This window comes from Rhodococcus sp. P3_B8 (assembly GCF_056402775.1).
Genome location: NZ_JBFUGT010000007.1, coordinates 91585 through 112005 on the forward strand (window position 1 = coordinate 91585; position 20421 = coordinate 112005).

Consider the following 20421-nt stretch of genomic DNA (forward strand, 5'->3'; position numbering starts at 1 on the left):
GTCACCAGGAAGAGGCGATAGTTCCGAAATGTCCGAGCCGATTGTCTTCGACACGACGAGCAAGGGAGGATTCGACCATGTCTGAGCAGCCTGCCTCTCTCGATCCCGTGTCCAAGCAGATCATCGAGCAACTTCAGGAGGATGGACGACGGTCGTACTCGGCCATCGGCAAGGTCGTCGGATTGTCGGAAGCGGCTGTACGCCAACGCGTGCAGAAGCTGATCGACACCGGCGTCACGCAGATCGTCGCGGTCACCGACCCGGTGCAAGTGGGATTCTCACGTCAGGCCATGGTCGGGATCCGCTGCTCGGGGGACGTCACCGAGATCGCCGCCCGCCTCGCGGACGTCGACGCCATCGACTACGTCGTGTTGACGGCAGGCGCCTACGACATCCTGGCCGAGATCGTGTGCGAGAACGACGACCACCTCCTGACCGTGCTCAACAAAGAAATTCGCACTATTCCCGGTGTGCTCGGCACCGAGACGATGGTGTACCTGAAACTTGTCAAACAGCAATATGATTGGGGAACCCGATGACTACGGTTACCAACTCTTCGCCCACCACGGCGCACCTCGAGGCGGCCGCCCGCCGCCATCTGTGGGGGCATTTCTCCCGGCACGGGCAGAACATCACCCCGCCGATCATCACCCGCGGTGAGGGCGCCCGGATCTGGGACACCGCCGGCAAGGGCTACCTCGACGGACTGTCCGGGTTGTTCGTGGTCCAGGCCGGGCACGGCCGCACCGAGCTCGCCGAGGCCGCCGCCAAACAGGCCGAACAGCTCGCGTTCTTCCCACTCTGGTCCTACGCCACCGAACCGGCGATCGAACTCGCCGAACGCCTCGCCGGCTACGCCCCCGGCGATCTGAACCGGGTCTTCTTCACCACCGGCGGCGGCGAGGCCGTCGAAAGCGCCTGGAAACTGGCCAAACAGTACTTCAAGAAGGTCGGCAAACCCGGCAAACACAAGGTCATCTCCCGCTCCATCGCCTACCACGGCACCCCGCAGGGCGCCCTCGCCATCACCGGCATCCCCGCCCTGAAGGCCCCGTTCGAACCGCTCACCCCCGGCGCGTTCCGGGTCCCCAACACCAACATCTACCGGGCCCCCGAACCGCTCGGCTCGGACCCGAAGGCGTTCGGGATCTGGGCCGCCGACCGGATCGCCGAGGCCATCGAATTCGAGGGCCCGGACACCGTCGCCGCCGTCTTCCTCGAACCGGTGCAAAACGCCGGCGGCTGCTTCCCGCCCCCGCCCGGTTACTTCGAGCGGGTCCGGCAGATCTGCGACGAGTACGACGTGCTGCTGGTCTCGGACGAGGTGATCTGCGCGTTCGGCCGGATCGGGTCGATGTTCGCCTGCGACGACTTCGGATACGTCCCCGACATCATCACCTGCGCCAAGGGCCTGACCTCGGGGTACTCCCCGATCGGGGCGATGATCGCCTCGGACCGGCTGTTCGAACCCTTCGCCGACGGGACGTCGATGTTCGCGCACGGCTACACCTTCGGCGGGCACCCCGTCTCGGCGGCGGTGGCGTTGGCGAACCTCGACATCTTCGAACGCGAGGGCCTCAACGCCCACGTCGCCGAGCAGGCGCCGGCGTTCAGGGCCACCCTCGACAAGCTCACCGACCTGCCGATGGTCGGCGACGTGCGCGGGGAAGGCTTCTTCTACGGCATCGAACTGGTCAAGGACAAGACCACCAAGGAGTCGTTCACCGACGACGAGGCCGAACGGATCCTGCACGGGTTCCTCTCCACCGCCCTGTTCGACGCCGGCCTGTACTGCCGCGCCGACGACCGCGGCGACCCGGTCATCCAACTCGCCCCACCCCTGATCTGCGGACAGGCCGAATTCGACGAAATCGAACACATCCTCCGCAGCGTCCTCACCGAAGCCTGGACCCTGCTGTGAACCACCAGGACCTTCCCGGGATGTACGTCGGCGGCCGCTACCGAGAGGGCCGGGCGGCCGAGCGGTACGAGGTGCTCGATCCGGCCACGGGCGAGGTGGTCTCCTCCCGCACCGAGGCGTCGGTGGACGACGTCGACGACGCGGTCGCCACCGCGAAGACCGCCTACGCGGACTGGTCGACGACGAGGCCGGGCGAGCGTTCCGCCGTCCTGACTCGATGGGCCGCCGAGCTCACGGAGATGTCCGACGACATCGCACGCACCGAAACCCGGCAGACGGGCAAACCGATCAAACTGTCGACCGAGTTCGACGTTCCCGGGTCGATCGACAACGTGTCGTTCTTCGCCGGCGCGGCCCGCAACCTGGAGGGCAAGGCGTCGGGCGAGTACTCCCCGGACCACACGTCCACCATCCGCCGTGAACCCGTCGGGGTGATCGGCTCGATCGCGCCGTGGAACTATCCGCTGCAGATGGCGGCGTGGAAGGTCCTGCCCGCGGTCGCCGCAGGCAACACGATCGTGCTCAAACCGGCGGAGATCACTCCCCTCACGTCGCTGCTGTTCGCGGAGGCCGCGTCCCGAGCCGGAATGCCGGACGGCGTCGTCAACGTGATCACCGGCCGCGGCGTGACGACCGGCTCGTCGCTGGTGTCGCACCGGGACGTGAGCATGGTGAGTTTCACCGGCTCGACACCCGTGGGACGGCAGATCGCGGGCGCCGCGGCGGGCAAACGACTCCACCTGGAACTGGGTGGGAAGGCCCCCTTCGTGGTGTTCGACGACGCGGATCTCGAGGCCGCGATCAACGGAGCCGTCGCCGGTGCCCTCATCAACTCGGGCCAGGACTGCACCGCGGCCACCCGCGCCTACGTGCAGCGTCCGCTGTACGACGACTTCGTCGCGGGAGTGGCGTCGCTCATGGACACCGTCCGACTCGGTGACCCGTCCGATCCCGGCACCGACATGGGTCCGTTGGTGTCGCGGCGACAACAGCAGCACGTCGCCGGGTTCATCGAACGCGCCCGCGACACCGGGGCGAAGATCGTCCGCGGCGGATCCGTCCCCGGGGGCGACCTCGCGTCCGGCTTCTACTACGAGCCGACGCTCGTCGTGGGTGCCGACCAGTCCAGTGAGATCGTGCAGCGGGAGATCTTCGGCCCGGTTCTCGTCGTCCTGCCGTTCGAAAACGATCCGGACGGAATCGCGCTCGCCAACGACACCGACTTCGGGCTGGCGGCGTCCGCGTGGACACGGGACCTGTACCGGGCCCAGACCGCCTCCCGCGACATCGCCGCGGGCTGTGTGTGGATCAACGACCACATCCCGATCATCAGCGAGATGCCCCACGGCGGGTACAAGGCGTCCGGTTACGGCAAGGACATGTCGACGTACTCGCTCGACGAGTACACCAACGTCAAGCACGTCATGTCCGACATCACCGGAACCGCCAGGAAGGACTGGCACCGGACGGTGTTCGGCGACCGACGATGAGCCCGGTCGCCGGGACGGAAGCACGGGTGCCGTCCCGGCGACCGCGGCGGTTCTGCCAAGTCGCGCCCCGCGCGCGACTACGCTGACGAACAGGCGCGTTCGCTTCAGCTGAAAGGCAGAGACGATGCATGTGACCCCGTTCGCCTGGATTGTGACGATCATCGTGATCGTCGCCCTACTCGCGTTCGACTACTTCTTCCACGTCCGCCACGCGCACATCCCGACGCTGAAGGAAGCGGCGATCTGGTCGTCGATCTACGTCGGCCTCGCGCTGCTCTTCGGCGTCGCGGTCCTGATCTTCGGCGGCGTCGACATGGGTTCGGAGTATTTCGCCGGCTACGTCACGGAGAAGGCGCTGTCCGTCGACAACCTCTTCGTCTTCCTCATCATCATGTCCAGCTTCCGGGTGCCGCGCGAAGACCAGCAGAAGGTCCTGCTGTTCGGCATCGTGTTCTCGATCTTCGCCCGGACGGCGTTCATCTTCCTCGGCGCCGCGCTCATCAACTCGTTCGCGTGGATCTTCTACTTCTTCGGCCTCATCCTGCTGATCACCGCCGGCAACCTGCTGCGACCCGAGACCGAGGATTCGCACTCGGCCGACAACTTCATCATCCGGATCGCGAAGAAGTTCATGCACACCACCGAGCACTACGACGGCGACAAACTCTTCACCATCGAGAACGGCAAGCGGGCGATGACGCCGATGCTGCTGGTGATGGTCGCGATCGGCGGCACCGACATCCTGTTCGCGCTCGACTCCATTCCCGCGATCTTCGGCCTCACCCAGAACGTCTTCGTCGTCTTTACGGCCACCGTGTTCTCGCTGATGGGTCTTCGACAGCTGTACTTCCTGCTCGACGGACTCCTCGACCGCCTCATCTACCTGTCGTTCGGACTCGCCGCGATCCTTGCGTTCATCGGGGTCAAGCTGATCCTGCACGCGCTGCACGAGAACAACCTGCCGTTCGTCAACGACGGCGAACCCGTGAATGTCGTCGAAATCAGCACCTTCGTGTCGCTCGGAGTCATCATCGGCATCCTCGTGATCACCGTCATCGCGTCGCTCACCAGCCAGAAGGGCAGAGCGCAGTCCGCGATCGCCGGTGCCCGGCGGCACGCGATCAACTACCTCGACCTCGATTACACCGCCGACAAGGCAGAGCGCGAACGGATGTACGACAAGCTGATCAACGAGGAGGAACAACTCAAGAAGCTCGACCCGAAGTTCAAGAAGATGGTCCGCGAAGAAACCGCACTCATGGACCTCATCAAACGCTCCCACCAGGAGCACGACGCGTTCCTCAAACAAAATTAGGTGAACTCACAGAAGCGCCCACCGAGTCGGCGGGCGCTTTTGTGACTCGTGCCCCATCCCCATGAAGGCACGCGCCGCGACTACCTCCTCCTCATCCGCATTCCGCCGTCCGCCATCCCCATGGCGGTGATGCCCAGGCCCAGCAGACAGACGACGATGCCGCAGATCACGTTCGACCAGATCATTCCCGCCGTGGTGGTTACTCCGACGACCAGCCACGGGCTGACGATCATCCACAGACCCAGCAGCGGCGCGACGAACGCCATGCCGTGTGTGCGTGAGTAGGCCGACGTGAAGCCGACGGCAAGCAGTGCCACCGCAACACCCGACAACAGATTGCACATCGCCAGGCCCGACTGGCTCGCGAACCCGATAATCCACGGCGACGCCGCCATGTAGAGGCCCGCCATGAACATCAGGCCTTCGGTGACCTGCGTCATCGGCTGTTCCGAGACTCGGTCGTAGCGAGCCCGCAACTCGGCGATATCAGGGTGTCGCTCGATCGACATACCTGGTGTCGTCATCACCCACCTCCTTGAAAAGAGAACCAATCCCTACCGAAGGGGGTGCCCCGAACTTGACAGGGCAAACCAGCGATAACCAGGTAATTTTTGCGAGTTTGTGCTACCGACCAGTCCCCACGGACCGCGGCGCCCTTGGGCAAGCGTCCAGGGGCGGGCATACTCGAATTGTGTGGTGGATTGCCTGGGTCGCGTTGGTGTGGATAGCGCTGTCGGTGCCGCTCGCGATCCTCATCGGGAAAGCGATACGGCAGAAAGACCTGCACGAACTGCCCGCCAAAGAGGACGCGAGGAGTAAGAACGACCCTCCCGACCGAACGGTCGCATGACCGCGCCCCACCGGGTGCGGTCCCGCTGCAGCTTGGAAGAATGACGGGATGGCGCTGCCCTTCTATCCACTCGTGTTCATGAACCTGTTGTTTGCGGCGACCACACTGTGCCTTGCACGACCCTCCCGCGCGGCCGCCGCAGCCACCGTCGCTGCCGCCGTGCTGTGGATATTCGGCAACGGCCCGCTCGAGGGTCAAGTGCTGTGGGAGTTCGACGCCACGCACGGCCTCACGGTGTCCGATCTGCTGTCCGTTGCGGCCGTCGCCATCGCCGTCTGGACGTTCTCGACCACCGGGGACCGACCGTCGGCTCGACGGACCGGGCGACGCCGCCGAACGCCGTTCCGGACCCGGTACTGACCGGCTCAGCCGCTCAGGGCCGACCCGACCACCCTCAACACCCCAGGTGACGTCATGTGCCAATGCGCACTGTCGACGAGGCGGTTCCGGACAGCGCCCGTCACGTAGGGCTCCCAACTCGCTGCCGCCGCGGATCCCGTCGGATCGTCCCGGCCGGCAGTGAAGAACGCGACGTCACCTCGAAAGACGCCCGGGGTGTGGCGCTCGAGCAGCGCGCAGTTGTGCGCGGCGCTCTCGATCAGCCTGTGGAGTTGGTCGCGGCTGAGAACGGCCGTGGGGCCGCCCGTCGCCGCCAGTAGGTCCACCGCCGAGTCGGGTGTCATGTCCGCAACGGCCGCAGGCACGTCCGCCTCGACGCCGAGTCCCGCCAGCAGGTCACCCGCGCTCACCGGCATCTCGGTGCCCCTCGGGTCCGGCTGCTGCGCGTAACTGTCGAGCATCACGACGGTCGCCACCTCGTCACCCGCAGCCTGGAGTTGCACCGCGACTGCATGCGCGAGGACTCCGCCGAGCGACCAACCCAGGAGTTCATAGGGCCCGCGGGGTTGGATCTTGCGGATCTCCTCCACATACCTCGCCGCGAGATCGTCGATCGACGCCGGCAGCGAGTCCTCGCCTGTGATCGCCGGCGACTGAAGGCCGTAGATCGGCCGTACGGGATCGATCCTGGACGTCAGACCCGTGTAGCACCAGGCGAGACCCACGATCGGGTGAATGCAGAACAGTGGGCGCCCCTCCCCTGCCGACCGGATGGGGAAGAGCACATCGAGCGCCCCGTCACGGTGCCGATCGGCCGAACTCAACCGTGCCGCTATCGAACTCGGGGTCGGATCCGTCATCACCGTCTGCAGCGGAACCGCAACACCGGTGGACGCCTCGAGCGCACTCACCACGCGGACCGCCAGCAGAGAGTTGCCGCCCAGCTCGAAGAAATTGTCGTCCGCGCCGACCCTCTCGACACCCAGCAGCTCCGCGAAGGCGGTGGCCACCGCGACCTCGGTGTCCGTCACCGGGGCGCGGAACGCCCGGGGTTCGAACCGCGGCTTCGGAAGCGCACGCCTGTCCAGCTTCCCGGCCGACGCCAGGGGCAGCTCGTCCAGAACCATGAATTGTGACGGCACCATGTACGCGGGTAGCCGTTCTCGGGCAGACGCCGCCAATGCGTCGGGATCGATCCGCCGGCCCTGTTCGGCCACGACGTAACCGACGAGGTGGTCACCGCCACGCTCGTCCGAGACCAGCGCCACGGCGGCCTGGGACACCCCCGCCGCCGCCTCCAGAACCGACTCGGTCTCCCGAAGTTCGATTCGCAGGCCACGCAACTTGACCTGGAGGTCCGTTCGGCCCAGGTACACCAGCTGACCAGTTCGGGTCCATTTCACGAGATCGCCCGTGCGGTACAGGCGTTCCCCTCCCCGGCCGAAGGGGTCGGCTACGAATCGTTCCGCGGTGAGCTCGCTGCGTCCCACATAACCGCGGGCCAGTTGGTCGCCGCCGAGATAGAGCTCGCCGGCCACACCCACCGGAACCGGATTCAGCCGTGCGTCCAGCACGTACGCCCGGGTGTTCCACACGGGCGCACCGATCGGCACTCGCGCATCCACGGATTCGCCCAGCCTGAAGGTTGTCGTGGTGATCGCCGCCTCGGTGGGACCATACGTATTGTGGAATGCGCCCGGACGGAGAGCAATCACGTCCTCCGCGAGCTCGGACGCCACCTCCTCGCCGCCCACATGGAGGTGCCGTAGCGAGGACAGGGCCTCCCCCTCACCGATCGCGAGGAACGCGGCCAGGACCGACGGCACGAAATGCATCATCGTGATCCGGTGCTCGCGGATGACCGCCGCCAGATAACCGAGGTCGCGATGCCCGCCGGGCCGCGTCACCACCAGTTGGGCACCCACGATCAGGGGCAGGAAGATCTCCCACACCGAGACATCGAACGTGTACGGAGCCTTGAGCACTCCGCGGTCGTCGGCGGTGATCGCGTACTCCTCGGCGAGCCAGCGCAACTGATTCACGATTGCCGCGTGGCTGACGGTCACGCCCTTGGGGCGTCCCGTCGATCCCGACGTGAAGAGAACGTAGGCGGTGTTCTGCGGCCGCAGCGGACGCACCCGGTCGGCATCGCAGATCGGGTGCGAACCGAACCCGGACAGATCGACGGTGTCGATGTCGACGCGTGCGATACCGGCAGGCAAGGACGCGCGCGTCCACGACGTGGTCAACACCAGATCCGTTGCTGCGGAGCTCAGCACGTCCTCGATACGCTCCGCCGGATGGTCCGGGTCGAGGGGCACGTAACCACCGCCGGCCCGGAGGACGGCGCACATTCCGACGATCATGTCCGGCGAGCGCTCGAACGCAAGCGCCACGAGGGAGTCCGGGCCCACTCCACGCTCGACGAGCAGCCTCGCCAGGCGGTTGACGCGCAAGTCCAGCTCGCCGTACGTCAACGCATCGCCCTCGAAGACCACGGCAACAGCACCTGGGACGCGGGCCACCTGAGCATCGAGAAGATCGACCAGCGTCGCTGCTCCCAACTCCACGTCCGTCGAATTCCACGTGTCCAGCATCCAGGCCGTCTCGTCGTCCGCCAGCAGGGACAGCTCGCAGACCCGACCTCCCGATTGCGTTGCGAAAGCCTCCGCGACGCGCACCAAACCGCTGGCGAACCGATCCGCCGTCTCTGAATCGAACAACTCGGTGGAGTACGTGAGCGTCCCGGAGACACCGGCCGGGTCACCGTTCGCGTCGTAGCTGTCCGAGAGCGAGAAGTCGAGATCGAACTTGGTGACCTGCGCATCGATGTCGAGCGGCGCGATGGTCAGTCCCGGCAGTTCCAGCGCCGCCGCGGCCTGGTTCTGAAATGCGAGCATGACCTGGAACAGCGACGAATACGATTGCGAACGAGCCGGATTCAGAATCTCGACCAGCCGCTCGAACGGCACCTCCGCGTGGGCCAGCGCCCCGAGATCGGCCTCGCGCGCCTCGTCCAGAACGTCGAGAAGGGAGGCGCCGGGATCCACCTCGGTACGCAGTACCAGCGTGTTGACGAACATGCCGACCACGTCGTCGAGCACCCGTTCACCACGGCCAGCGACCGGAGTGCCGATCACGATGTCCGAGGTCCCCGTCAGGCGCGCCAGCAACACCGCCAGAGCGGCGTGCACCACCATGAACAGGGTCGTATTGTGTTGTTGTGCAATATCACCGAGACGTCGATGCGTGTCGGCACCGATGGTCACGGGGACGACGGCACCCCGGTTGGTGCGCGTCGCGGGCCGGGGGCGGTCGGTCGGTAGCTCGAGGAACTCGGGTATCCCCGCGAGTCTGCGCGTCCAGTAGTCGATCTGCGTCGCCGCCAGCGATTCCGGGTCGCCTTCGTCGCCCAGCACCTCCCGCTGCCACAAAGCGAAATCGACATACTGGACCTCGAGCGGTGTCCACCCGGGACGTTCGCCCCGCGACCGCGCCAGGTACGCCGCCGCCACATCCCGCGCCAGCGGCGCCATGGAGAAGCCGTCCGCGCTGATGTGGTGCACCACCACGACCAGGATCAGTTCGTTGTCGCTCACCCGCAGCAGTCGCCCACGGATCGGGACCGACGCCGAGACGTCGAATCCTCGTGCGACGACCGAGAGTACGTGGGCGTCGACAGCGTCTTCGGCGACGATTGTCGGGGACAGATCCAACTCCACAGTTTCTGCGGGCACCACGATCTGCACCGGCTCGCCCTCGTGTTCCGGGAACACCGTCCGGAGAGATTGGTGCCGTTCCAGCACGTCGTGCACCGCCTGCTGCAGCGCGGGCACGTTCAGCGCTCCGGTCAACCGCACAGCCAGCGGCATGTTGTAGGCCGGGGATGCCGGGTCGAAGCGGCTCAGGAACCACATCCGCTGCTGCGCCGGCGACAAGGGGATGCGTTCCGGCCGAGGCTGCCTCGACAGGACCGGGCGGTTACCCGTGCCGAGCACCGAAGACACCTGCTCGGCAAGCGCCTCCACCGTCGACGCCTCGAACAGCATCCGGACCGGCACGTGCGCGTTCAGCGCCTCACCCAATCGGGCGGCCGCCTGCGTCGCGATCAGCGAGTTACCGCCCAGTGCGAAGAATTCGTCGTCGAGCCCGACCTGTTCCACCGCGAGCACCTCGGCGAAGACGGCGACAACGGCCTCCTGCACCGGCGACACGGGTGCCCGGAAGACCCTCGACTCGAGTACCGGCGCCGGCAACGCCTTCACATCGATCTTGCCCGAGGGGTTGAGAGGAAATGCGTCGAGCACCACGACTGCGGCAGGCACCAGGTACGACGGCAACACGTCTTCGAGTCTCTTGCGCAACAACTCGACGTCGAGGGACCCGCGGGGCACGACATACGACACCAATGCGTCGGCACCGGCCGCGTTGGGCCGGGCCACCGTGATCGCACCGTCGACGTCGGCGACCCGGGTGATCACCGCGTCGACCTCCCCCGGTTCGATGCGGACGCCACGAATCTTCACCTGCCGGTCCACTCGAGCGATGAACTGCAGATTGTCGTCGGCGCGGCGATGCACCAGGTCGCCGGTCCGGTACATGCGGGTACCACCCGCACCCGCAACGAACCGCACCGCGGTCCGCCCAGGATCACCGACGTAGCCGCGCGCCAGTCCGGAACCGGACAGATACAGCTCGCCGATCGCACCGACGGGAACCGGGCGCAAGCGGTCGTCGAGCACCCGACCGGTGGTGCCGGTAATCGGTCCACCGATGGTCACGTGGCGCTCGACCGCGGCGAGGGTGGCGACGACGGTCGACTCCGTCGGCCCGTACGCATTGAGCATCCGCCGGCCGTCGCTCCATGCCGCGGCAAGATCGGGATGCAGAGCCTCTCCGCCGACCGCAACGACGTCGATGTGCTCGAGCCCGTCCGTGCTCAGAGACGCCAGCACTGCCGGCGTCGACAGATAATGGCTCACCCGGTGTTCCACGAGCACTCGGTGCAGATCCGGTCCCGCATATACCTCGGCGGGGGCGACCACCAGGCAGGCACCCGAACCGAACGCGAGCAGCGCCTCGAGGAGCGCGGCGTCGAAGGTGGGGTTGTAGGCGTGGAGCACCCGCGAGTCCGACGTGACCCGGTACCGACGCACCGCTTCCTCGGTCAGCGAGGACACGCCGCGGTGGGGCACCATCACCCCCTTGGGCGTACCGGTGGAACCCGACGTGTAGATGACGTACGCCACCTCGTCCGGATGCACCGGAACATGCACCGGAGCCACATCTTTCAGATATTCGCCCGCGGTGACCGGCAGCCACGCGATCCGCGAACCGCCCACCGACATCTCCCCGACGCCGACACACACGTCGGCCTCGGTCAGCACCCTCTCCAGACGCTCCGCCGGATGTGTCGGATCCACCGGGAGGAAGGCAGCACCGGTCTTGGTGATGGCCCACAACGCAATCATGAAATCCACCGACCGCGGCAGGGCGAGCGCGATCACGCGGCCCGGCCGCGCACCTGCGTCGATCAGGACCCGCGCCAACGAATCGGATCGCGCGTCGAGGTCACGGTAGGTGAGGGTCACGGCACCGTCGGAGAGCGCCGGCACGGTCGGGAAGTTGCGGGCAGTGCCGGTCAGAATCTCGGAAAGGGTTCTCGGTTCGGAAGGTTCGCCGCCGTCGAGGACTGCGCCGGCAGCGAGGCCGATGCTGCCCACGTCGATCTCGGGGCGGTCGGTGACGACGGCCAGCACGTCCACGAACAACTCGGCCAGCGATCGAACGGTCGCGGCGTCGAACAGCGACGGCGTGTAGGTGACGACACCGTCCACTCCGACCGGGTCGTGATCCGACCAGCGCTCCGAATACGTGAAGGCCAGATCGAACGGCGTCGGCGTTGTGTGGTTCTCCGAGGTCGGTGCGAGCGCCAGCGACACCTGCGGTCGCTCGCCACCGAGCAGGTCGGCCAGGGCCTCGATCGGCACGTCCGCGTCCTGGAAAGCCGCAACATCGAAGCTGCGGACCTGCTCGAGGACCTCGAGGAACGACATGTCCGGGGTGACGCTTGCCCGCAGCGCCACCATGTGGGCGCGATCTCGTGTCAGCCCCGCATTGCCGCCGACGACGATGTCGCGGTGAACACCGATGCGTGCGAGCAGGATTGCGAGAGTCGCCCGCAACACCGTGAACAGCGTCACGCTCTGCTCGCGCGCCAACCGCAGGGCTGCCTCGTGGCGATCGGAGCCGATCGCGAACTCGTGCACGCAATCCGACGGGGAGATGGCTCCCCCGACTACCCGGTCGGTCGGCACCGGCGACGACGACCCGACGCCGCGCAACGCCCGCTGCCACCGGGCGAGGCTGCTGTCTCCGGATGTCCCCGGCAGCCGCTCCAGTCGCCCGTCGAGATACCGCCCTCGGTCCCCGGTTCGGTACATCCGTACTCCCCCGGCTCCCTCCGTACCCTCGGGCACGAACGGGTCGGCCACGAACCGTTCGGCAGTACCCCCGGGCCGACGGTGGAATCCTCGGGCAACCTGCTGCCCTCCCACATACAGTTCCCCGACCGTGCCGGGCGGGACGGGCCGCAACGCCCGGTCCAGCACGTAAATGCGGGACCCGGCATCCAGCTCGTCGGGTTGCGCAGCCTCGCGGTCCCGTCGATCGCGCCCCACCGTCCCGCCATCGACGAGTGGATCCCAGATGTCCGCCACCACGGCGTCGCAGTCGTTGCCCGACCATGCCAGCACATTCGCGTGGGTCACCGCGACCGGTTCCGAGCCCACGGGGCAGAGCACAAAGGCAACGCGGTCGGGGTGAATCGGTTCCGACTTCGACGCGGTGACGTCGCGGTCGTCATCATTGTTCAGCTCGACCTCGTCGAGCAGCACTGTCGGATATCCGCCGTGCGGGATCGCTCCGGCATCGGCACGACTGATGAGCAGCAGTGTCGGCACCACGTCGGCCAGCATGTACCGGATGCGTTCGGTGGGATGGTCCGGACTCAGTGGCAGGCAGGTTGCACCCGCCCGCAGCACGGCGATGTGCGCAACAACCTTGTCGACCCAGTTCGACAGTCCGACAGCGACAATGCTCGAATCTCCGATTCCGGACGCTCCCAGTGTCCGCGCCAGCCGGTCGGAGCGACGGTCGATCTCGGCATAGGAGAGCACCTCCCCACCGCAGCTGACGGCTGCGGCGTCCGGGCGGTCGGCAACTCGTTGCAGAAAGACCTCGGGCAACGACATGCCCCGGTGCGTTGAATCCCTCGTTCCACCGATGGCTCCGGCCCGCTCGTTCGGCGTCAGCAGGTCGATCGAGCTCAGCGCAACGCCGGGGTTGTCGGCGACCACCACGAAGAGCCGGTGCAGCCGCCGCGTCCATTGCTCCACGGTCTGTTGCCCGAAACGAGATGCTGCGTAACGCAATACCCCCTCGATCCGGTCGCCGTGGCCGTCGACCCGACCGCGCAGCGATACCACCAGATCCAGGCCGTCGAACTCCCGCACCGGCTCCGCTTCCACCGACAGCATCACCTGGAAAAGCGGATGACGATCCGGCGAAAGCTCCTGCCCGACAGCATCGACCACCTGCGCGAACGGGACCGCACCGTGCGCGCGTGCGGCCTGCTCGGCGCGATGGGTTTCGACCAGGAACTCCTCGAACGTCAGACGTGGATCCAGTCTGCTTCGCAGCACCAGAGGGTCGGAATCGTGACCGTCCCGTCCGTCGGCGCAGTCCGGCAGGACCGCTCCGACGGCGAGGTCGTCCTCACCGCTCACGACGGACGACAACACGGCCACGGCCGCGTGCACGACCGTGAAGAGCGAGACCTCGTGCCGGGCCGCCAGGTGGTGCACATCCCGGCACACGGCGGGACCCACGGCGAACGGAACCACACCGGGGAGAGCCCCGGAGTTCACCGAGACTTCGTGGTCCACCGGCAACGACAGGGAACTCGGCAGACCCCTGAGCTGCTCTGTCCAGTAGCGCAATTCGCGTTCATACGGCGCGGGAATCGGCAACGCAGATCGATCGACCTTGCCGCTGGGGGTGAGCGGCACCGCATCGAGAACCGTGACCGTCGAGGGCACCATGTACGCCGGCAGCCGCTCCGCCACGCCGGCGAGAACGTCGTCCGGATCCAGGCCGGTGCCGTGAACGTAACCATCCACCACCAACTCACCGTTCCGGTCGTGTGCCACGGCGATGGCCGTGTCGACCCCCGGATGCCGACCGAGGATTGCGGTGATCTCGCCCAGTTCGACCCGGAATCCGCGGATCTTCACCTGATCGTCGGCCCGGTCCACGAATTCCAACTCGTGGTCCTTCGACCACCGGACGAGATCGCCCGTCCGGTACATGCGTCGCAGATCGGTCGCGAACGGATTGGCGACGAAACGAGTCGCGCTCGCACCCGGCCGCTCCAGGTATCCGCGGCCCACTCCCGGACCGGACAGGTACAACTCGCCCACCACTCCGGCCGGCACGGGCTGCAGGAAACGGTCCAACACCACTGCGGACACACCTTCGATCGGTCGCCCGATCGTGGTGCGGGAACCGGGGACGAGTGCGTCGGTGGCCGTGGCCCACACGGTCACTTCCGTCGGACCGTACAGGTTCAGCACGGTGCGCCCCACACCCCACCGCGCCACCAGTTCCGGCGGGCAGACCTCGCCCGCGACGGCGAGTACCTCGAGATCGGTCAATCCAGCCGGATCCATCTGCGCTGGGACGGCCGGTGTGGTGGTCCAGTGGGTGATCCGCTCCCGCTGCAGCAGCTCGGCGAGCGCTTTCCCTCCGCGCACCGGCGGCCGCGCGATCACCAGCGTCGCGCCCGCCGTGACCGCGACCAGCAACTCGTGAATCGAGGCGTCGTACGAGGGCGACGCGCACATCAGCACTCGCGAGCGGGAATCTGCTGCGTAGAGACGACGCAATGCGGCGGCGTGATTCGCAAGTCCCCGATGGGGCATGGTGATACCGCGAGGCGCCCCGACCGAGCCGGACGTGTAGATGACATACGCCGCGTTGTCCAGCCTGATCGGGTGTGCCAGTTCAGCATCGGCGACAGGTGCGCCGTTCCCCGGCGCATCGGCCACATCCACCCACTCGACACCGGGAGGCACCACCTCCGGTTCCGTTGCGACAGCGATGGTGACGCCTGATTCGTCGATCATGTGCGCGATGCGTTCGGCCGGATAGTCCGGGTCCACCGGAACGAACGCCGCACCGCAACGCGCGACGGCCCACACCGCGACCACCTGTTCGATCGAGCGGGGCAGCATCAACGCAACGCGGTTGCCGACGCCCACACCCTGCGCGAGCAGTCTGCGCGCGAGCCGATTCGATCGCTCGTGCAGAGCGCGGTAGGTCATCTCGACATCGCCACAGCGAACGGCAACCGTGTCGGAATCCACTGTCAGGTCGAACATGTCCGGAAGGGTGAGCGGAGACACCGAGGGAGGGCCGGTGAGAGGCACGAGCGCCTCGAGTTCGTCGTCGGTGAGCAAAGGCAGGCTGCCGACCGCCGCCTCGGCATCCGCGCCGACGAATCCGCCCAGATACTCCAGAAATCTCTCGTGGTGTCCCGCAAGTTCGTCTCGTTCGTACACCGCCGGGTTGCCCTCGAAGTCCACGCGCACGTTCTGGCCGGCGGCACCCGGATAGATCGCCACCGCAAGGTCGTCGACCGGGCCGGCAGTGAGAACGTTCAATTCACCGAGTACCTCACCCCACCACGTCTCGGTGTGGAACATCATGATGTTGACCATCGGCCCGAAGCCGCGGCCGACGCGGGAGGTCGACCGCATGTCGTGGAGGATGTCTTCGTACCGGAAACGTTGATGTCGCAGCGCACCGGTCAGTTCCAGCTGGACACGGCGCACCAGGTCGTGGGTAGTCCCGTGCGCATCCACCGCGATCCGGAGCGGAACGATGTTGGCCACACTGCCGCCCGAACGGCGCGCGCCCGCGGTCGTGCGAGCAGACACCGGGAGACTCAGCACGACATCCGAATTGCCCGTCATCCGCGCGAGAAATGCGGCGAACGCCGCGACCACGATCGGTACCTCGAACGAATTCCACTCTCGAGCGAGTGCTTCCAGCTCGTCGACGACGCCGGGATCCATCACCTTGCTGGCGAGCAACGACACGGCCGACGGGGCGCTCTCCCGGTCGGTCAAACGGGAGGGCTCGGGCAGGTTCGCCGTTCGTTCGGCCCAATACTCTCGGTCGATCTCGAAACGGCGGGACCGCGGGTACGCGTCCTCGGCCTCGTACAGTTCGCGAAGCGGCAGGGCCTTCGACGCAGGAGCTTCCGTGCGCTCGACCGCGTGCGTGTAGAGCTCGGCCACCCGGTTCATCAGCACCATGGCGCCGTAGCCGTCGAGGATCAGGTGGTGCGCGAAGGTGGTGAGGAAGTAGTGGTCACGGCCGACGTGCAGCAGTGTCGCCGAAATCAGCCGGTCCCGGTACACCGACATGGGGCGGCGTCGCCGCTCGTCCATCCATCGATGCGCGTCCGCCACGGGATCTTCACGGGACCGCAGGTCGACGTAGGCGAGTTCGTCGTCGATCGTCTCGTCCGCCAACTGGTACGGCTCACCCGCGTAGTCGACGATCCGAACACCAGGAGACTCGATGTCGAACGAGCCCTGCTCGGACGCCCACTTCAACGCTCCGACGTCCACAGGCCCACGCAGCTCGACGTACTGCGCGACGAGAATGGGGACGTTCGGTTCCAACTGCTGCGCGAACCACAGTCCCTTTTGGGCATGCGAGAGCGGGAATGCACGTGAATCCACGTCACCTGCAGTCTTGCGCGGGAACCCCGAGCCCACTATCTGTCCCCCGATCTACAACTTTGACGAACAGCCCGAAAGCGGGCCGTATACGTATGGGTGTTGCAGAGGAAATCGTTACGGTGACCCTACTCGCAGTCCCAGCTCGTGCGCAGCGCTCGTGCTCGGGTACCCGTGCCACCACCGAACAGGAACATGACGACGCTTACCCTTACTCTTTGACAACCGGAACAGACACGGACACTGGAGGATACGACAGGTTGGCGCAAGTCCACGAACTTCGCAGAAAACGGGAGTGCGGCAGCGGAAACCGTCATCATGACACGACCGGCAGTAGTCCTGCGCATTCCTCCCGCGACTGGCAGTTCAGCTACGCGACCAGAAACCTTATCCTCGATAGCTAGGAGCAGACCTGAATGGACGCGAAGTCGCCCAACAACTCCCACAGCGACGGTTCGATACCAGCTGAGGCGCCGACGGCGCCGCGCCGATGGACCGTACGCCGGCGCGTACTGACCGGTGTGGGCGTTGCCGCCGTCGCCGTCGTCGTATGGTTCGGCTTCTCGGCCTGGCAGGTCCAGCACAACCTCACCGGCGCGCGGGACAACGCGCAGCTCGCGAAGGATTCACTGCTCGACGGCGACACGGAGGGCGCCCAGCGAGCGGCGGCCGAAGCCCGGGAACGGGCGGAGGGTGCACAGGACAACCTGCACTCGGTCCCGTGGAGTTCCCTGGCAGCCGTGCCCGGCGTCGGAGCCCCGTTCGAATCGGCGCAGCAGATGTCCGACGTCGTGGTCGGGCTCACTCGCGACGTTCTCACACCCGCGGTCGACGTCGGCGTCGCGTTGTCACCCCGGGATCTGATCGGCGAGGGCGGCAGCGTGCAACTCCAGCCGCTGCGCGACGCGGCCCCGGCGCTGCAGGAGACATCGACTGCAGCGCGGAACCTGGCAACTCAGGCACAGGGCATTCGAGGCGCGGGATACGTCGGCCTGGTGGACGATGCGCGGACCGAGTTACAGAATCAGACCGACGACGTGGCAAAACTTTTGGAAAACACGACGATCGGCGCCAAAGTACTTCCGGCCATGCTGGGCCTCGACGGACCGCGGAGCTACTTCCTCGCGTTTCAGACCAACGCGGAGGCACGCGCCACCGGCGGACTCGTCGGCGGTTACAGCGTCATCCGCGCCAGCGACGGAAAGCTGGGCATCGAGAAGCTCGGCAAGAACACCGAAGTGTCCTACGACAAGCGACCTCTCGATCTCGGCCCCGACTACAAGAGCATGTACGGCAACTACAATCCCTCGGTCGACATCCGAAACAGCAACCTGAGCTCCCACTTCCCGTACGCCGGCCGGATCTGGCAGTCGATGTGGGCGCAGGAGTCGGGTGAGCAGGTGGACGGAGCAATCGCAACGGATCCTGTGGCACTGAGCTACGTCCTGGCCGCCGTCGGCCCGGTCACCCTGCCCGATGGGGAGGTTGTCGATGCCGGAAACGTCGTGGAACTGACCGAATCCACCGCGTACACCCGATTCATCACCGACGAGGCCAATTACCACGCCGACAACGCCGACCGCAAGGAATACCTGCAGACCATCGCCGGGAAAGTCGTCGAGAAGATGACCGGCAAGATCGAATCACCCCAGCGACTTCTCGACGCGGTCGGGAGGGCCGCCGGGGAGCGACGCATCGCCGTGTGGAGTGCGCATCCGGAAGAGCAGGCGATTCTCGCCGACACCACGCTGGGATACACAGTGCCCCAGGATCCCGCCCCGTACGCAGGCGTCGTGATCAACAACAACGGCGGCAACAAGCTGGACTACTACCTCGAACGCGAGATCGACTACACCGCCGGCGACTGCACAGGTGACACACGTGCGACCGCCGTTACCGTACGGCTGACCAACAACACCCCGGACACCAAGTTTCCGCGCATCGTCGCAGGCACTTTCAAGGACAAGCCGCTGCCATACGGCACCAACCTCGCCATGGTGTCGCTACTGTCCACCAACGGCGCGACCCTGACGAAGGCGAGCATCGATGGCAAGCAGTCGTTCGCCATCCAGGGAAAGGAGCTGGGTCACCCGATCTTCACGGTCCCCGTCACCATCCCGAAGGGCGCGACCGTCGAGTTGCGATACGAACTGAACGAGCCCACTGCACCGGGTGCGGCGCGAGTGCCGGTCCAGCCGCTCATCGATGATCCGAAAGTGACCGTCAGCGTGCCGAACTGTGGAGGGTGAACGGGATCATCCCCGTTCGGAACTGTGAGAGGCGGGCAGGGCGGATTCATCTGCGGCCCCCTCTGACGAGGGTCTGCTACGCGCACCGAGGAGGCTTCGTTGCCGCACCAGGAGAGACAGCGTGTAGTAGACGCAGGACGCCAGGACAGCGACGACGGCCATCGTCGTCGTCACCGTCCTGGCGTTCCCCAGAAGTATGACGGCCACGACCTCCAGGAACACTGCGACAAGGCCGATTACGCTCATCAGATGTGCCCGCCCGAGTGACACGGCGGCCTGAACGTTCACGGTCGCCGAGGAGAAGAAAACGACCCCGAAGGTGAGTATTGCCGCCAGAGGAACCGATTCGGCATAGTCTCCCCCGAACAGCAAGGGCACCACCCAGACGGCGGCACCGCTCCACACCACGCCGAAGCACAGTGCCCCCGACAAGACCGACAGGGGAACCCGAACAGAGTTCGTCAAGAGTTCGTCGCGCCGCTTCCCACCGCTGATTCGCAAGCCGACAGAGTGAACCAGGGGAAACGCTACGAAGGCATAGCTGAACGCGACCACGTAGACGCCGGTGGCATGCCCGCCGAGGAACAGTGAGCACAGAAGCTGGTCCACCCGGATGAGCAGCACATCCGACACCTGTCCGGGGAGGGACTTCAGCGCGTACGTCCAATCGATTCTTCGGTCCTGGCGACGAGGTCCCCTGCCGTACCGAAAAATGGCTGCGAACTGAGCGAGCTGACTCACGATATAGACGATGCAGACGGTGACGATGTCGATCCGGCCGAGAACTGCCAGGCCGCAGATACCGAGTCCGGACAGGCCCGCACCGACGATCTGATACCTGGCGATGATGTTCGTACTGCCCTCGCTCACAGCCAGGGAGAGGATCGTCATTCGCACTGCGCCGAAATACGACAGCGCGAGCAGGACGAAGATCGCACCCACTTCGCCGGGAGAGAGGCCACTGAACCAGATGTAGACCGCCACAGCACTCATGACCACCGTCACGACGAAGATCACCGGGTTGGATCGCGCGGCCGCCGCCCTCGCGGTCGCCACGTCGGATCCCTCCGCGACAAGTCTTCTCGCAGCGGCCGGTGTTCCGATCGACGCAAACACCGGGATGACCGCAACGAGAATCAGGGCAACACCGAGGTAGCCGCGGTCGGTGGGCCCGAGAGCGCGCGCCAGAATGGGGCCGGTCACCAACTGAACGAGCAGTGGCGAGTACTGGCCGGCCACCAGCACGGCGAGTCGTCTGTCGGCAAGCACCTTCACCTCAACCGACCTCGAGCAGCGCGCTGAGCATCCTGTCCGTCGAAGCCGCGCTGGCATTACCGAGTCGTCTGCCCACATCGACCAACTCGCGAGAGTCGAAGCGCTCGGTCGTATCGACGCCCTCCACGATCGCCGATGCGGAAACGTCGCGCACTGCCGAATCGGGAGCCCACG

Annotated in this window: 9 protein-coding genes; 6 read left to right on the top strand and 3 right to left on the bottom strand. The window is 66.2% G+C overall.

The genetic code is table 11. The annotated features are described in order from the left end of the window. The first annotated feature begins 77 nt into the window (after positions 1-77). The 4 genes from AC1D1G_RS05195 (at position 78) to AC1D1G_RS05210 (ending at position 4726) form a co-directional block, all read left to right on the top strand. Positions 78-539: an Lrp/AsnC family transcriptional regulator gene (locus tag AC1D1G_RS05195; protein WP_009478710.1), complete on the top strand. Its 462-nt coding sequence runs from the start codon at positions 78-80 to the stop codon at positions 537-539. Then, entirely contained in the window at positions 536-1921 is a 1386-nt protein-coding gene (locus tag AC1D1G_RS05200; RefSeq protein WP_477951438.1) for an aspartate aminotransferase family protein, read from the top strand. Before AC1D1G_RS05195 ends, AC1D1G_RS05200 begins: the two co-directional genes overlap by 4 nt. Beyond that, positions 1918-3411 carry a gamma-aminobutyraldehyde dehydrogenase gene (locus AC1D1G_RS05205; protein ID WP_477951439.1) on the top strand — a complete coding sequence of 498 codons (1494 nt, stop codon included), beginning with the start codon at positions 1918-1920 and terminating at the stop codon, positions 3409-3411. The genes AC1D1G_RS05200 and AC1D1G_RS05205 overlap by 4 nt, the downstream gene beginning before the upstream one ends. Positions 3412-3535: 124 nt before the next feature. Beyond that, complete coding sequence (locus AC1D1G_RS05210; RefSeq protein ID WP_283351736.1) at positions 3536-4726, top strand: TerC family protein; 1191 nt, start codon at positions 3536-3538, stop codon at positions 4724-4726. 80 nt (positions 4727-4806) lie between these two features. Here AC1D1G_RS05210 and AC1D1G_RS05215 read toward each other — a convergent pair whose 3' ends face one another. Beyond that, entirely contained in the window at positions 4807-5250 is a 444-nt protein-coding gene (locus AC1D1G_RS05215; protein WP_271213923.1) for an SPW repeat protein, read from the bottom strand. A gap of 374 nt (positions 5251-5624) precedes the next feature. Between AC1D1G_RS05215 and AC1D1G_RS05220 the strand changes: the two genes are divergently transcribed. After that, the gene (locus AC1D1G_RS05220) at positions 5625-5936 is read left to right on the top strand and encodes a hypothetical protein (RefSeq protein WP_283351735.1); all 312 of its coding nucleotides are present in this window, start codon (positions 5625-5627) and stop codon (positions 5934-5936) included. A gap of 5 nt (positions 5937-5941) precedes the next feature. On the opposite strand, the gene AC1D1G_RS05225 is transcribed toward AC1D1G_RS05220, so the two are convergent. Next, positions 5942-16726, bottom strand: coding sequence for an amino acid adenylation domain-containing protein (locus tag AC1D1G_RS05225; RefSeq protein WP_477951440.1), 10785 nt, complete (start codon positions 16724-16726; stop codon positions 5942-5944). Positions 16727-17139: 413 nt separating this feature from the next. On the opposite strand from AC1D1G_RS05225, the gene AC1D1G_RS05230 reads away from it, so the two are divergent. Beyond that, positions 17140-18972: a DUF4012 domain-containing protein gene (locus tag AC1D1G_RS05230; RefSeq protein WP_477951441.1), complete on the top strand. Its 1833-nt coding sequence runs from the start codon at positions 17140-17142 to the stop codon at positions 18970-18972. A gap of 6 nt (positions 18973-18978) precedes the next feature. Here AC1D1G_RS05230 and AC1D1G_RS05235 read toward each other — a convergent pair whose 3' ends face one another. Continuing rightward, positions 18979-20247 carry a lipopolysaccharide biosynthesis protein gene (locus AC1D1G_RS05235; RefSeq protein WP_477951442.1) on the bottom strand — a complete coding sequence of 423 codons (1269 nt, stop codon included), beginning with the start codon at positions 20245-20247 and terminating at the stop codon, positions 18979-18981. Positions 20248-20421 lie beyond the last annotated feature (174 nt).